Here is a 15,105-nt window from a genome sequence, read left to right on the forward strand (position 1 = left end):
CAATTACTATTTAATGTTTACGTAAGTAGGGATTATTTTTTTCTCTTGCGACCTAATCCCATAGCATTTTCCATTTTTTTAATCATTTTACTCGCAACAGCATTTGCTTTTGCAGCTCCCGCATTTAAAATATCATCTAATTCAGTCGATGAAATAATTTCTTTATATCGTTCTTGTAATGGGCGTAATCCGTTAACTACTACATCTGCAACATCTTGTTTGAATTCTCCATAATTTTTACCAGCGTATTTATTTTCCAATTCTTGAATTGTTTCACCCGTAAATGCTGAGTAAATGCTTAATAAATTCGAAATACCAGGCTTATTTTCTTTATCATACTTTACAATGCCTTCAGAGTCAGTTACAGCACTCTTAATTTTCTTTTCGATAACTTTAGGATCATCTAAAACAAAAATTGTAGCTTTTTGATTTTCATCGGATTTACTCATTTTTTTAGTTGGATCAGCTAAACTCATAATTCTAGCAGCGTCTTTACTAATTCTAACTTCAGGGATCGTAAAGATATCATTATATTTCTTATTAAAACGCTCTGCTAAGTCACGAGTAAGCTCTAAATGTTGCTTTTGGTCATCTCCAACTGGAACTAAATGAGTACCGTATAAAAGTATATCTGCGGCCATTAAAGGTGGGTAAGTTAATAAGGCAGCAGATACACCATCTTTACCAGATGATTTATCTTTAAACTGTGTCATACGCTCTAATTCACCGATATATGATATACATTGCATCATCCATCCTGCTTGAGCGTGTGCAGGTACTTCTGATTGGATAAAAATAGTTGATTTTTCTGGGTCTAATCCAGCAGCAACATAGATTGCAGATAGACTTTGAATGTTTTTACGTAAAGCGAGTCTGTCTTGAGGAACAGTTATTGCATGTTGATCAACAATACAGAAATAACAGTTATAATCATTTTGTAATTCAATGAATTGTTTTACCGCACCTAAATAGTTACCTAAAGTAATACCTCCAGATGATGTTGGTTGAATTCCACTAAAAATAGTTTGCATCTTAAAATCCTCCTAAATAAAGCTAAATAAAATAAAAAAAGCGGCATAATCTCTCTATTACATAGAGACGATTAAACCGCGGTACCACTCTAGTTATTCCAAATATGGAATCACTCATGCATGAAATCATGCTCTCATCTATCGTTTGAGTTACGTCGAAGCCTACTTATACTATCTGTTCGGTTCGAAGCTCAGAAGTCCATTCGACAGGGAGCATGACTTGTTTTCACCATCCACAAGCTCTCTTAACATGCTAAATCTGTGTACTACTCTTCATCACAGCTTATATATACTTTCTATAGATAATATCTTAATTATATTCAACTTTCAAGATGTTGATACATCATTTAGTAAATAATGATAAAACTGAATAAAAAAGAAAGGATAACTAAAGTGATTGAAGCCATCAGTAATGGTTTTGTAATTGAAAATCGATATCTTCTATAAATCATATCCTTTTTAACAGTAAGTGATTCATCACCTGTCATTTCTGCCATCTGTTGGTCTCTCGTTCCGAATACTTTACGCATTCCAAAGCGAGTGATATTAAAAAATCCACTTTGTACAATTAATAAAAAACCACCAATCACAAATAATGTTAGTCCAATATAGAATATTGTGTTCGTGAAATGAAGGAAAAAGTTTAATGTTCCTTTGGTAAAAGAAAAGATTGCTGCTAGTACTATCGCAGATAATACGACAATGATATAGTGTTTCGACATTTAGTTTGTGATCCTCCTGTTGGAAAGAATTATATATTGTAGACTTAATAATGCTATACTATAATAATATTGTAAACAGTTTCAACTAATCGTTACAAAATATTTTTAAATTGTTAGCATTTTTAAGACAATTCTCTTTATTTTAACAAATTATTTAATTTTATTTGTCAAAATTGTTGTAAAACTCTCATAAAAATGTATAATAAAATTTGTAGAAAAAAATCGATACTTATCGAAAATTCTACTATAAAAATTCAGAATTGTATATTAACTTTCTGTATTTTAACCTACATTGCATTAGCATCTTAGGGGGTATACATCATGGATTGCGAGATATGTTACGATAAATAAATTTGCTATACTGAAATTGCAATTTGAATTTTTGAATAAACATTCATTTTTTTACCAAATTTATGAATAAATACCTAAATAAGCTATTTTTTATAAGGATCCCAGTTCAATTTATAAGGGGAAAAATTGTAAAGAATTATCTGTTTAGAATAATAATTTAGAATTTTCCGGTAAAAAAATATTGACCAAAAGCGTCATTGCGAATACGCTTACATTGTTGGGAAAAAAAGCTTAAGCAAAAATTTACACCATTTTACATCAAATGAAAAAAAAGGATTAAATGATTAATCCCATGTTTGAGAATAATATGGACAAGAAGTTAAATCGATCGAAAAAATTACAGAATTATAATTGGTACTAAAGAGTATGTGGAATAGATCCAAATAGGGGAAAATCCAAATGCTCTCATTTTTACAAAAAAATTATCAAAAAATAAAAAAAATAAAATATTTTTTAAATTAATAGGGGGGTGCAGTTGTGGGACGTTACGTGCTACAGAGATTTATTTACATGTTTGTCACACTATTTTTGATTTGTACTGTTACATTTTTCTTAATGAAGTTGTTACCAGGTTCTCCATTAAAAAACCCAGAGAAATTAACACCTGAACAAAAACAAATTATTTTTGTTAAATATGGGTTAGATAAGCCAGTTCCTGTACAATATGCAAATTACATGAAGAATCTTGCTAAAGGTGATTTAGGAGATTCATATAAATACGATAATCGTAAAGTAACTGATATGATTTCAACTCGTATTGGTCCATCAGCTCAATTAGGTGCTCAAGCACTATTATTAGGAACATTTATCGGATTAATCTTCGGTATCGTAGCAGCACTAAAAAATAATACAATTTTTGACTATGGTTCTACTGTTCTAGCAGTTCTAGGTATCTCCATCCCGTCATTCGTTTTCGGGGCAATCTTACAGTACTACTTAGCAGTAAAATTACATTGGTTCCCGGTAGCATATTGGGAAAGCTTTAAATACACGATTCTACCGACAATTGCATTGTCAGTATTCGTAACAGCAACTGTAGCTCGTTTTTCAAGAACTGAGTTAATCGAAGTTATGAACTCAGAGTATATCGTAACAGCTAAAGCAAAAGGTATCTCTCAAGTAGGCGTAATCATTAAACATGCTCTGCGAAATGCATTAATCCCAGTAGTTACAATTTTAGGTCCAATGGCTGTAAACTTAATGACTGGTACATTAGTTATTGAAAATATGTTTGCTGTACCTGGACTAGGTTCTCAATTCGTTAACTCAATTGTAACAAATGACTACTCAGTAATTATGGGTACAACAATTTTCTATAGTGCATTATTACTAATCGTAATCTTCTTTGTAGATATTTTATACGGTGTAATTGATCCACGTATCCGTTTAGCAGGAGGTAAATAAATAATGAACAACAACACAGCGCAAAAAATTTCATCTGATTTATTCCAACCTGCAAACGTAGATTTGAATAATGCAGATAAAATCTCAAGACCTTCGGATTCTTTTTGGAAAGATGCAAGAAGACGTTTTAGAAAAAATAAAGGTGCAATGTTAGGATTTATTATCCTTGGTATCTTATTATTCTTTACATTGTTTGGTCCAATGATGAGTGGACACTCATATAAAGACCAAGATTTAAAAAGATCAAAATTACCACCAAAAATTGGTGTATTAGAAAATGTAAAATTCTTACCATTTGACGGAATTGATCAATATGGAAACGATGTATATAAAAACAAAAATATTAAAGAAAATTACTGGTTTGGTACAGATGATTTAGGTCGTGACCTTTTCACAAGAACATGGGCTGGTGCTCGAGTATCAATCTTAATCGGTTTATTAGCAGCAGTAATTGATATGGTAATTGGTGTAGCTTTCGGTGGTATTTCAGGATTCTTTGGTGGCCGGACAGATACAATCATGCAGCGTATTGCTGAAGTTTTAATGGGTGTTCCTTATCTAATCGTAGTAATCCTATTCATTTTAGTATTTAAAAACCCAGGTATTCTTTCGATCGCTTTAGCGATGGTAATCACTGGTTGGGTAGGTATGTCCCGTATCGTACGTGGTCAAATGCTAAAACTAAAAAATCAAGAATTCGTATTAGCATCAAGAACTTTAGGTGCAACAAACACTCAATTAATTGCAAAACACTTAATTCCAAATATTATGGGTCCAATCATCGTAATGATGATGTTCACGATTCCAAGTGCAATTTTCTCTGAAGCATTCTTAAGCTTCATCGGTTTAGGTATTGCACCACCAAAAGCATCATTAGGTTCGTTAGTAAGTGATGGCTTCAAATCATTACAAACTTTCCCTCATATGATGATTATTCCAGCGGTTGTAATCAGTTTATTAATCTTAAGTTTCAACTTAATTGCTGACGGATTACGCGACGCTTTAGATCCAAAAATGAGTAAGTAATTTTGAAGGGAGAATGAACTATGAGTAAATTATTAGAAGTAAAAGATCTGTGTGTCTCCTTTTATACTCATGCTGGTGAAGTTCAAGCAGTACGCGGAGTTTCATTTGATCTTAAAAAAGGTGAGACATTAGCAATTGTAGGTGAATCTGGTTCAGGTAAATCAGTAACATCTAAAGCATTAATGGGGTTAATTCCAAACCCACCAGGTAAAATTAAGAGCGGTGAAATCTTATTCGATGGAAAAGATTTAGCTAAATTAAGCGAAAAAGAAATGCAAAGTATCCGTGGAAAAGAAATTTCAATGATTTTCCAAGATCCTATGACTTCTTTAAATCCAGTATTAACGATTGGATATCAAATAACAGAAGGTCTAATAAAGCATCAAAAAATGAGTAAAACTGAGGCAAAGAAAATTGCTTTAGAATTAATAAATCTTGTTGGAATTCCAAATGCTGAAGATCGTTTTAAACAATATCCACACCAATTCTCTGGCGGTATGAGACAACGTGTTGTTATTGCAATGGCCTTAGCATGTAATCCAAAATTATTAATCGCCGATGAGCCAACAACGGCTCTTGACGTTACAATTCAAGCTCAGATTCTTGAGTTAATGAAAGAAATTCAAAGAAAAACTGATTCAGCAATTATCTTTATTACACATGATTTAGGTGTAGTTGCGAATGTTGCAGATAAAGTTGCAGTTATGTATGCAGGAAGAGTAGTTGAAATGGGAACTGTAGACGATATTTTCTACAATCCAAAACATCCTTACACTTGGGGACTTTTAGCTTCAATGCCTGACTTAGATAATGAACAAGGAGCAGAATTAGTAGCAATTCCTGGTACACCACCGGATCTATTAAATCCTCCAAAAGGTGATGCGTTTGCACCACGTAATCCAAATGCTTTAAAAATTGACTATGAAATGGAACCTCCTATGTTTAAAGTTTCTGATACACACTATGCTGCAACATGGCTATTACATGAGGATGCTCCAAAAGTTGAACCACCTGAAGCCGTTAAGAAGCGTATTCAACGAATGAAGGAAGGTGAAGTAAATGTCAAATAAAGTAGCAGAAAAATTAGTTGAAGTTAAAAATTTAAAACAATACTTTAATACAGGTAAAACAACAGTTAAAGCAATCGATGATGTTACATTTGACATTTTCCGTGGAGAAACTTTTGGTTTAGTAGGTGAATCAGGTTCTGGTAAATCTACAACTGGACGTTCAATCATTCGATTATATGATGCGACTGATGGACAAGTAATTTTCGATGGTCAAGATGTACATGGTAAGAAAAGTCGTAAAGAGTTAAAGCAGTTTAACCGTCGTATGCAAATGATTTTCCAAGATCCATACGCTTCATTAAATCCGCGTATGAAAGTTGCAGATATCATTGCAGAAGGTATTGATATTCATGGCTTAGCTCGTAACAAAGAAGAGCGCATGAAAATGGTTTATGACTTACTTGAAACAGTAGGTTTAAATAAAGAGCACGCTAACCGTTTCCCACATGAGTTCTCAGGTGGACAACGCCAACGTATCGGTATTGCAAGAGCACTTGCTGTACAACCAGAATTTATTATCGCCGATGAGCCAATCTCAGCTCTTGACGTGTCAATTCAAGCTCAGGTTGTAAACTTAATGAGAAAGCTTCAACAGGAAAAAGGTTTAACATATCTATTTATCGCCCATGATTTATCAATGGTTAAGTACATTAGTGACCGTATCGGTGTAATGTACCACGGTAAAATTGTTGAACTTGCAGATAGTAATGAATTATATGATTACCCAATGCATCCTTACACAAAATCATTATTATCAGCAATTCCGCTTCCAGATCCTGATTATGAGCGCAATCGTAAACGTATCGTTTATGATCCAAAACAACACGATTATTCAAACGAAGAGCCAAAATTACGTGAAGTTCGTCCTGGACATTTCGTACTTTGCTCTGAAGCAGAATATAAAAACTATCAACAAATGTATAAATAATAAATCAATCCTAGTGAGTTTATCGCTAGGATTTTTTAATTGGATTAAGATTAGGTTACTGGGGGCATGAGTAAGTAGAACAGCGAAAAGGTGGAATACGGTTTCTCATGAGGAAGTAAAATAGCAAAAAGAAGTAAAATGGATCCTCTTGAGAGGTTTATGAGGAAGTAAAACAGCAAAAAGAAGCAAAATGGTTCCTCATAAGAGGTTCATGAGGAAGTAAATCAGGAAAAAGAAGGAAAATGGTTCCTCATGAGAGGTTTATGAGGAAGTAAAACAGGAAAAAGAAGTGTAATGGTTCCTCATAAGAGGTTCATGAGGAAGTAATACAGCAAAAAGAAGCAAGATGGTTCCTCATAAGAGGTTTATGAGGAAGTAGAAATACTAAAATAATGTTAAGGGAAAATTAAGGTGGAGGTTTTATGATAAAAGTGCAGATAAGGCTAGGGGTAATAATGGTAGGACAAGCTTAGAAGAAAATTATCCAGAGTGTACAATGATAACCAAATTTTTAATTCAAAGCCCCTGAGTTTAATATTTCAAAGTACTGTACCGTAGGACGAACTAGTGACCTTAGTCATTCTACATTGGTTATACACTAAACCTTATCAAGGCAAAAAAAAAGAAAGGGCCTTTGCCCTTTTTTTTAATCGTAAATTTCTAATAAGTCTGTTCTTAATAAGTTTTTTTACGGAACTTGCCTTGGCCACCAACTTGTTTGAAGTTTGCAGACATTCTGTCAGACATATCAACAAATTGACTTTTTTTACTTCTACCAAATATTTTTTCGCCGATCGCGTTTGTAAACACACCATTAAGTGCAGTAATTCCAATTACTAACAATGCAACAATCAATAGATCAGTTATGTAAGCTGCCATAAGATTAGCCTCCTAGGAATGTAAGCGTTACTATTATTGTATTAAAAATTTGGTGAAATAGAAAGGATAAATAAGCTTTTTCCGAATAATTATTTTTGGTCTTTTTATAAAGCAATCTTGTTTTTATTATTGTAACTTTAAGGAATAAAATTGTGTGAAACGAAGGGGTACTTGACTAATTTGGGAAATGCTACGGGAAGGTAAAGGACTGCAAGATCAGCTGAAACTAGAAATCAGGTTTCATTTACGGATAGTGAGGATTATGGAGTAAAATGCAGCTGTCATATACGAAAAATGTATCAAAGAAATTAGCCTATATTTTACTTGGGAATTTACTGAAAATTGTACACCTTTTGTATAGGTTTTTTAAAATTTTTTTACAAATTTGTATATATTTATTTTGAACAATACTGTATAATGTGAACATATGGTGGTAGATTAAACTAATTATAATTAACCAATTCTTATAAATTAATACACATAACTATATTACTTTTATTTAAAAGAGTAGTTAGGGGGAGAGCAAAATGGTAATTTTGTATAATTCACCAAGTTGTACGTCTTGTCGAAAAGCAAAAATGTGGCTAGAAGATAATAATATTCCTTATAAAGAAAGAAATATTTTTTCAGAACCATTATCAATTAATGAGATTAAACAAATTTTACGTATGACTGAAAGTGGTACTGATGAAATTATATCAACAAGATCAAAAATTTTCCAAGAATTAAATGTAGACTTAGAAAGTCTTCCATTACAAGACTTATATGAAATCATTCAGAAATATCCTGGTTTACTTAGAAGACCGATTATTATTGATGAGAAACGTTTGCAAGTTGGTTATAATGAAGATGAAATTAGAAGATTTTTACCGCGTTCAGTTCGCACATATCAATTACGTGAAGCGCAACGTCTAGTTAATGAGTAAATCTACGTTTCGAATTGTGAAAAAAATTACAATTCTTGATTAAGATTCTCAATCATATTGAACAAATACTTATTCATATTATATAAAAAGCTGTAAAAAGTTAAATGCATACTTTTTACAGCTTTTTTTTTAACAATTAGGATGTTCGCTTACGGTACCGAATATTATTAAAATAGTAACCTATAACAATGGTGAAGATTATACAAGATGAACCGACAATTAATTCCATATCGTTCCGCCCGTTTATATATTGACTGATAAATGGCTCGTCTATTAACATCTTGCTAGCTGTTATTGAAAGAACAGAAGCCCCTACAAAACTCAAAATTGGATATCTTTCTAAAAACCATAAAACGATTTTACTTCCCCAAATAATAATTGGAATTGAGATGGAAAGACCTAAGATGACTAATGATGGCTTTCCGTTTGATGCCCCAGCTATTGCTAATACGTTATCAATCCCCATTACTAAATCAGCAAACACAATTGTACGAATTGCGTGGAAAACTGTGTAGTTCTCCTTTATAGAAGGGTTGTCATCCTCCTGAATAATTAATTTGCAAGCTATGTACAAAAGTAATATTCCGCCAATTAAATGCAAGAATGGGACCTTAAGGACGAAAATTGCACATATTGTTAGGATAATTCGTAAAACAATTGCGGTAATACTACCGAAAATTATCGCTATGTTACGTTGCTTATATGGTAATTTTCTACATGCTAATGCAATGACAATAGCATTATCTCCACCTAAAACAATGTCTATAATTACAATCATTAAAAAGGACCATATATAATGAAGATCTATCATGAATTCACCTCTCTTATTAAAAGCTTTAAATGATTGTCCTATTATTAATAGGTATATGATGATTTTTAAAAAATAGGTGAATTTTATTTCCAAAATTTTAAATTGTATCATAAAATATAATTGTAGTTACTATTCGCATTTAATAAATTTTCATGGTAAGATAGATAAAAATTTACTTATTAAAGCTAAATTTTTAAGAGTATTTTTCTAATTTACTATTTCAGAATTTTATATTTAACATAAAATTTCTTTTACTTTATTTATTCTATTTCGTCTAACGCAATTACTTGTTGTTCATTAAAGGAGGGGGAAAACAAATGGAAATAGAAAGAATTAATGAAAATACGTTTAAGTTCTCCATATCCTACTTAGACATCGAGGAGAGAGGTTTTTCTAAAGATGAAGTATGGTTAGATCGAGAAAGAAGTGAAGAGCTTTTCTGGGAATTAATTGATGAAGCGCATTTGACTGAGGAATTCATTGCTGGTGGCCCCCTATGGATTCAGGTACAGGCACTAGACAAGGGGTTAGAAGTTGTTGTAACAAAAGCTGTGATTTCTAAAGACGGCAAAAAAGTAGAAGTGAATTTAGGTGAAGGAGAAAAGAATTTAGAAATTCCATTTATCTCTGTAGATGATGACGATGATTCAGATGAAGATGATGATGACGATATTTTTGACTCGATGGATGAAGAGGAAACTGAACTGATTCTATCCTTTAAAAATCTTGAAGACATTATTTCATTATCACATGCTGTGAATCAAGAATCATTTGAAACTACACTTTATTCCTTCCAAGATTATTACTATCTTTATGTTAAATTTGAAGAAGAATTGCTTGATGAAGTTCAAGTCGATTACTTGTCATCAATGTTACTTGAATATGGTCATCGTTCAAAAGTAACTATACATGTTTTAGAAGAATACGGAAAATTGATTTATGAAAAAACAGCATTACCTCATTTTAAATCTATTTTTCCATTATTGTAATAGCCGATGCCTTAGGGATCGGTTTCTTTTCTTTATAAAGGAGAATATTGATGCAATTTCGATTAAAGATTTTAATATTTTTATCAATTGTTGTATGCATTTTATATTTTGCTTCTCCAACTATTAAATTCATTTGGTTAATGAATTTTGCATTTTTTGAAAAATCTACTATTTTTAGATTAATAAGTATAATGTTCTCGATAACGGCTATAGGTGTATCGATTATTATTTTCTTAGAAAATAGAAATCCTGCTAGAACTTTAACATGGATCATTCTTTTAGCTATTTTCCCGTTATTCGGTTTTGTTTTTTATTTAATTTTTGGACAAAATTACAAAAAGAAAATGGTCTATCGAAAAAAGGCAATTAATGATCAAAATGCAAATGGTTTAATTAATGGGTCAGAAGATGTAGAAGTGAAAGAATTTATAGCGCAAAATCAAAGATTAGAGTATCTAATAAATATCGCAGCTAAACAGAGTAATACACCAGTCACGATGAATACTTTTACAAAAGTTCTTACAAACGGAAGTGAAACATTTCCAAAAATAATTGAGGAACTAAAAAAAGCAAAGCACCATATTCATATCGAATTCTATATCGTAAGAAATGATGAGATTGGTAATCAATTAAAAGATATTCTAATTGAAAAGGCGCAAAATGGTGTAAAGGTTCGATTTCTCTATGACGCTGTAGGTAGTTGGAAATTATCAAGAAATTTTGTAAAAGACTTACGAAAAGCTGGTGTAGAAATACTACCATTTTCTCCAGTTAAAATTCCAGTTTTAAACGATACGATAAATTACCGAAACCATCGGAAAATTATCGTCATAGATTCGAATGTAGGATTTGTTGGCGGCTTAAATATTGGAGATGAGTATTTAGGGAAAGATCATTATTTTGGAAAGTGGCGAGATACCCATCTATACCTTAATGGGGAAGGTGTACGAACACTACAATTCATATTCTTGCAAGATTGGTATTATATGACGAATGAGTTAATTGATGACAAAGAGTACTTTGACATTAATGCTAGTAGTTATTCTTCCAAAGGAGCAATTCAACTTGTTTCTGGTGGACCAGACCGAAAGCATGAAGTGATAAAAGAGTTATTTTTTGCGATGATTACAAGTGCAAGGAAAAGTATCTACATTGCTTCTCCATATTTTGTTCCTGATGAAGATATTTTAACTGCCCTTAAAGTAGCAGCAAATGGTGGGGTCAAAGTAAAAATTCTAATGCCTGATCGTCCCGATAAGAAAATCGTATTTTATGCCTCGCGTTCATATTTTCCAGAGTTATTAGAAGCAGGGGTCGAAATCTATGAATATAGACAAGGCTTCTTACACAGTAAAATATTGATTGTAGATGATGAAATCGCATCTGTTGGAACGGCAAATATGGATATGAGAAGTTTCCGTTTAAACTTCGAGGTCACTGCATTTTTATATTTAGAGGAAAGTATTAATCACTTAGTTAATGATTTTAATAATGATATCCGTGATTCTGAAGCAATTATTTTTACTGATTTTAAAAAGAGACCTATTTACAAAAGGATATTTGAATCATTATCAAGATTAATGGCACCACTTTTGTAATGAGCTATCTTATTGATAGAACATTGATAGAACATTTTTATAATATTTCATATAGTCACCTACCAAATAGAAAGTTTAATTTGGTAGGTTTTTTATTTGAAAAATCGTTTTTAATTTTTTTGAAGGAAAATACGAAAAGGATAGTGAAGTAATTTGGAAAGGAGGTTGTGGTAAATGATCGTGGCATTAAATACTAAAAGGCATACTATTAATTTATTTGAAGTTAAAACGACAGAGGAATTATTAAGATTAAAGCAAAACGGACCATATTTTTGCCCAAATTGCCAAAAGCAAGTGAGGCTCAAAATTGGAGTGAAGAGGGTAACTCATTTTGCGCATATCGATTTGACTGAATGTGAAAATGAGAAAAAAGAGAGTATTGACCATTATAAAGGGAAGTTTGCTTTGTATCAATTTTTTAAAAAGTTTAATGTAAATGTTGAAGTTGAAAAATTTTTACCTGAATTAAATCAAAGACCTGATTTATTTATAAAATTTAATACTCTTCAAATGTGTGTTGAATATCAATGTTCGCTTATTCCTTTAGAAACAATGATAAATAGGACAAACTCTTTTAAAGATAGTGGAATGAAAGTTTTGTGGATCCTAAATGACAAACTATTAAATCAAAAAAGATGGTCATCTTTCTACATTAATTCGCTTTCTATTTATTCATTTGTTAGAATTAACGTTTTTTCACTTCTCTTCTATAATCCTACATTACAATCTTTTACAGTGCTTTCCTCATTAATAGCATTTTCTCCAGTTCAATATATTGGTCAAAAGGACGTATTTCCAATAAATAATTTCAGTCTTAAGGAATTTTTATCTCCAAATAGAATTGATAAAAAGGTATTTGTAGCTAAATGGAATCGTTTAAAAAAGGATTATAGACTATGTCAACATTTGCATACTAAAGGTAATGTAAAGGTTTTTAAACAGTATTTATACAATGCAAATATTAATTATTTTCCGGCAGTAATTGGAGTTCCTCTAGACAGTAACTGCATCATTAAAGAACATTGTATCGTTTGGCAGGGGCAAATCTATTTTAAATTTTTTCATGAAGTGGAAATTGGACAAATGATCTTTATGGATAAAATAAATCAGTCTGTAAAAATGGAAGTGCAGAATGGTACATGGAGAGTTAATCAATTTCAAGATTATGAAATTGATAATTTGGAGAAATGTGTAGAAAAGTATATTGACTTTTTAGTAAAAATTAGAATCGTAAAACCCATTAAAAATGGTAAAATAATGAAGATAGCTAATGCTATTATTCCATCATCATTCCAACAAGCATTGGATGAAGACTGTCTGAGCGCTAATACAGCATTTGATTTGTTGTTTAATGCAAGAACTGATTCAAATGATTATTAATAACAGACACTGGAATGTTATTTATGCTAATAATAATTTTAGGGGGATCAGACATGCTAGAACAAAAAGCTGTTAAAAAATTACCAACTAGAAGTGAAGTTCAAGAAGAATTAACTTGGAAGTTGGAAGATATTTATGAAACAGATGCAAAATGGGAAGCAGAGTATAAAAAAGTACTTGAATTAATCCCATCATTTTCAGAGTTTAAAGGTAAATTAGGTGAGTCATCTCAAACACTTTTAAATGCGTTGAAAAAACAAGATGAAATTTCGTTTTTATTAGGTAAATTGTATACATACTCTCATATGCGTTACGATCAAGATACAACAAATTCTACATATCAAGCTTTAGATGATCGTGCGAAAAATCTATACACTAAGGCTGGAAGTGCAATGTCATACTTCGTGCCTGAATTATTAACAATTTCAGAAGATACATTGAAAAAATTTATTGAAGAAAATAATGAGCTGAAATTGTACGAGCACTCTTTAGAAGAAATTTTAAAGCAAAAACCACATGTTCTTTCAGCAGCTGAAGAGGAAATTATGGCACAAGCTTCTGAAGTGTTATCTTCTTCTAGTAATACGTTTGGAATGTTAAATAATGCGGATTTAAAATTTCCGACGATTGAAGACGAGAATGGTGAAGAAGTAGAAATCACACATGGCCGTTATATTAATTATTTAGAAAGCGCAGATCGACGCGTTCGAAAAGATGCTTTTGAAGCAGTTTATCATACGTATGATTCGTATAAAAACACTTTTGCAAGTACTTTAAGTGGTGCTGTAAAGAAAGATAATTTCAAAGCAAAAGTTAGAAAGTATGATAATGCTCGTCATGCAGCATTAAGTAATAACGAAATTCCTGAAATTGTTTATGATCAATTAGTTTCTACTGTAAATGATAATTTAAATTTATTACATCGTTATATTGCTATTCGTAAAAAAGCGTTAAAGCTTGATGAAATTCATATGTATGATTTATTTACTCCATTAGTAGAAGAAGTAAAAATGGAAGTTAAGTATGAAGAAGCAAAAGAAATTTTATTAAAAGCATTAAAACCATTAGGTGATGAGTATGTTGAAATACTAAAAGAGGCATATGAAAGCCGTTGGGTAGATGTTGTAGAAAACAAAGGAAAACGTAGCGGAGCATACTCTTCTGGTGCGTATGGTACGAATCCATATATCCTAATGAACTGGCAGGACAATGTAAATAATTTATTCACATTAGCACATGAATTTGGTCATTCAGTGCATAGTTATCATACTCGTAAAAATCAACCTTATGTTTACGGAGATTACTCAATCTTCGTAGCTGAAGTTGCCTCTACTTGTAATGAAGCGATTTTAAATGATTATTTACTAAAAAATACTGAAGATCCTAAGCAAAGACTTTATTTATTAAATCACTATTTAGAGACTTTTAGAGGAACTGTATTCCGTCAAACGATGTTTGCGGAGTTTGAACATCAGATTCACGTATTAGCTCAAAATGGTGAAGCGTTAACGCCAGATTTATTAACGAAAACATATTACGAGCTTAACAAAAAATATTTTGGTGACGAGATCGTAATCGACGAGTTAATTGGGTTAGAATGGAGTAGAATTCCTCATTTCTATTACAATTACTATGTTTACCAATATGCAACAGGTTTCAGTGCAGCAACAGCACTTTCAAAACAAATACTAGAAGAAGGCGAACCAGCAGTTGAAAGATACTTAGGATTCTTAAAAGCAGGAAGCTCTGATTATCCAATTGAAGTATTGAAAAAAGCTGGCGTTGATATGACCTCTTCACAACCAATCGTAGAAGCATTGAAAGTATTTGAAGAAATGTTAAACGAAATGGAAGAGCTTTTATTTAACGAATAACTTATTTTAACAAACACATGTAGCAATATTGCTATATGTGTTTGTCTTTTTAAATCCTAACTTTTTCTATATCTTTATACCTACTATTTTGTGTCTAAAATGTGAAATATTTCTCA

At 31.6% G+C, this 15,105-nt stretch carries 13 protein-coding genes and 1 other annotated feature; of the genes, 9 read left to right on the plus strand and 4 right to left on the minus strand.

The window, feature by feature from the left end; genetic code table 11:
• Window positions 1-32: 32 nt before the first annotated feature.
• Entirely contained in the window at window positions 33-1,031 is a 999-nt protein-coding gene (trpS, locus tag V5E38_RS02905) for a tryptophan--tRNA ligase (RefSeq protein WP_499212140.1), read from the minus strand.
• Window positions 1,032-1,091: 60 nt separating this feature from the next.
• Window positions 1,092-1,320: a binding site (T-box leader), on the minus strand.
• Window positions 1,321-1,378: 58 nt separating this feature from the next.
• Window positions 1,379-1,753 (minus strand): DUF3899 domain-containing protein, encoded by a 375-nt coding sequence (locus tag V5E38_RS02910; RefSeq protein WP_499212141.1) that lies wholly within the window; start codon window positions 1,751-1,753, stop codon window positions 1,379-1,381.
• 828 nt (window positions 1,754-2,581) lie between these two features.
• Here V5E38_RS02910 and opp3b point away from each other — a divergent pair.
• The 4 genes from opp3b to V5E38_RS02930 are packed head-to-tail and all read left to right on the plus strand — an operon-like array spanning window position 2,582 to window position 6,532.
• Window positions 2,582-3,508 (plus strand): oligopeptide ABC transporter permease, encoded by a 927-nt coding sequence (gene opp3b / locus V5E38_RS02915; protein WP_098427730.1) that lies wholly within the window; start codon window positions 2,582-2,584, stop codon window positions 3,506-3,508.
• 3 nt (window positions 3,509-3,511) lie between these two features.
• Complete coding sequence (opp3C, locus tag V5E38_RS02920; RefSeq protein WP_097973672.1) at window positions 3,512-4,534, plus strand: oligopeptide ABC transporter permease; 1,023 nt, start codon at window positions 3,512-3,514, stop codon at window positions 4,532-4,534.
• 20 nt (window positions 4,535-4,554) lie between these two features.
• The gene (locus tag V5E38_RS02925; RefSeq protein WP_499212142.1) at window positions 4,555-5,604 is read left to right on the plus strand and encodes an ABC transporter ATP-binding protein; all 1,050 of its coding nucleotides are present in this window, start codon (window positions 4,555-4,557) and stop codon (window positions 5,602-5,604) included.
• Window positions 5,594-6,532: an ABC transporter ATP-binding protein gene (locus tag V5E38_RS02930; RefSeq protein WP_499212143.1), complete on the plus strand. Its 939-nt coding sequence runs from the start codon at window positions 5,594-5,596 to the stop codon at window positions 6,530-6,532. The genes V5E38_RS02925 and V5E38_RS02930 overlap by 11 nt, the downstream gene beginning before the upstream one ends.
• Window positions 6,533-7,207: 675 nt before the next feature.
• On the opposite strand, the gene V5E38_RS02935 is transcribed toward V5E38_RS02930, so the two are convergent.
• Window positions 7,208-7,411 carry a hypothetical protein gene (locus V5E38_RS02935; protein ID WP_097973667.1) on the minus strand — a complete coding sequence of 68 codons (204 nt, stop codon included), beginning with the start codon at window positions 7,409-7,411 and terminating at the stop codon, window positions 7,208-7,210.
• A gap of 527 nt (window positions 7,412-7,938) precedes the next feature.
• Between V5E38_RS02935 and spxA the strand changes: the two genes are divergently transcribed.
• Window positions 7,939-8,337 carry a transcriptional regulator SpxA gene (gene spxA / locus V5E38_RS02940; protein ID WP_056473638.1) on the plus strand — a complete coding sequence of 133 codons (399 nt, stop codon included), beginning with the start codon at window positions 7,939-7,941 and terminating at the stop codon, window positions 8,335-8,337.
• Window positions 8,338-8,473: 136 nt separating this feature from the next.
• On the opposite strand, the gene V5E38_RS02945 is transcribed toward spxA, so the two are convergent.
• Complete coding sequence (locus V5E38_RS02945; protein WP_056474234.1) at window positions 8,474-9,145, minus strand: TerC family protein; 672 nt, start codon at window positions 9,143-9,145, stop codon at window positions 8,474-8,476.
• A gap of 320 nt (window positions 9,146-9,465) precedes the next feature.
• Here V5E38_RS02945 and mecA point away from each other — a divergent pair, with 320 nt between their 5' ends.
• The 4 genes from mecA (at window position 9,466) to pepF (ending at window position 14,989) form a co-directional block, all read left to right on the plus strand.
• Window positions 9,466-10,137, plus strand: coding sequence for an adaptor protein MecA (gene mecA / locus V5E38_RS02950; protein ID WP_499212144.1), 672 nt, complete (start codon window positions 9,466-9,468; stop codon window positions 10,135-10,137).
• A 50-nt stretch (window positions 10,138-10,187) separates the two neighbouring features.
• A complete protein-coding gene (cls, locus tag V5E38_RS02955) occupies window positions 10,188-11,735 on the plus strand; it encodes a cardiolipin synthase (RefSeq protein ID WP_097973664.1) in 1,548 nt (515 codons plus the stop codon).
• 180 nt (window positions 11,736-11,915) lie between these two features.
• Window positions 11,916-13,115 (plus strand): competence protein CoiA, encoded by a 1,200-nt coding sequence (locus tag V5E38_RS02960; RefSeq protein ID WP_499212145.1) that lies wholly within the window; start codon window positions 11,916-11,918, stop codon window positions 13,113-13,115.
• Window positions 13,116-13,168: 53 nt separating this feature from the next.
• Entirely contained in the window at window positions 13,169-14,989 is a 1,821-nt protein-coding gene (pepF, locus tag V5E38_RS02965; RefSeq protein ID WP_499212146.1) for a M3 family oligoendopeptidase, read from the plus strand.
• Window positions 14,990-15,105 lie beyond the last annotated feature (116 nt).

Source organism: Rossellomorea sp. GAMAL-10_SWC (genome assembly GCF_049568075.1).
Taxonomy (GTDB): Bacteria; Bacillota; Bacilli; order Bacillales; family Bacillaceae_G; genus Gottfriedia.

What these genes read in the sequence shown, in the direction of transcription:
- trpS (WP_499212140.1), bottom strand. Translation starts at nt 1,031, where the DNA reads ATGCAAACTATTTTTAGTGGAATTCAACCAACATCATCTGGAGGTATT.
- V5E38_RS02910 (WP_499212141.1), bottom strand. Translation starts at nt 1,753, where the DNA reads ATGTCGAAACACTATATCATTGTCGTATTATCTGCGATAGTACTAGCA.
- opp3C (WP_097973672.1), top strand. Translation starts at nt 3,512, where the DNA reads ATGAACAACAACACAGCGCAAAAAATTTCATCTGATTTATTCCAACCT.
- V5E38_RS02925 (WP_499212142.1), top strand. Translation starts at nt 4,555, where the DNA reads ATGAGTAAATTATTAGAAGTAAAAGATCTGTGTGTCTCCTTTTATACT.
- V5E38_RS02930 (WP_499212143.1), top strand. Translation starts at nt 5,594, where the DNA reads ATGTCAAATAAAGTAGCAGAAAAATTAGTTGAAGTTAAAAATTTAAAA.
- V5E38_RS02935 (WP_097973667.1), bottom strand. Translation starts at nt 7,411, where the DNA reads ATGGCAGCTTACATAACTGATCTATTGATTGTTGCATTGTTAGTAATT.
- spxA (WP_056473638.1), top strand. Translation starts at nt 7,939, where the DNA reads ATGGTAATTTTGTATAATTCACCAAGTTGTACGTCTTGTCGAAAAGCA.
- mecA (WP_499212144.1), top strand. Translation starts at nt 9,466, where the DNA reads ATGGAAATAGAAAGAATTAATGAAAATACGTTTAAGTTCTCCATATCC.
- cls (WP_097973664.1), top strand. Translation starts at nt 10,188, where the DNA reads ATGCAATTTCGATTAAAGATTTTAATATTTTTATCAATTGTTGTATGC.
- pepF (WP_499212146.1), top strand. Translation starts at nt 13,169, where the DNA reads ATGCTAGAACAAAAAGCTGTTAAAAAATTACCAACTAGAAGTGAAGTT.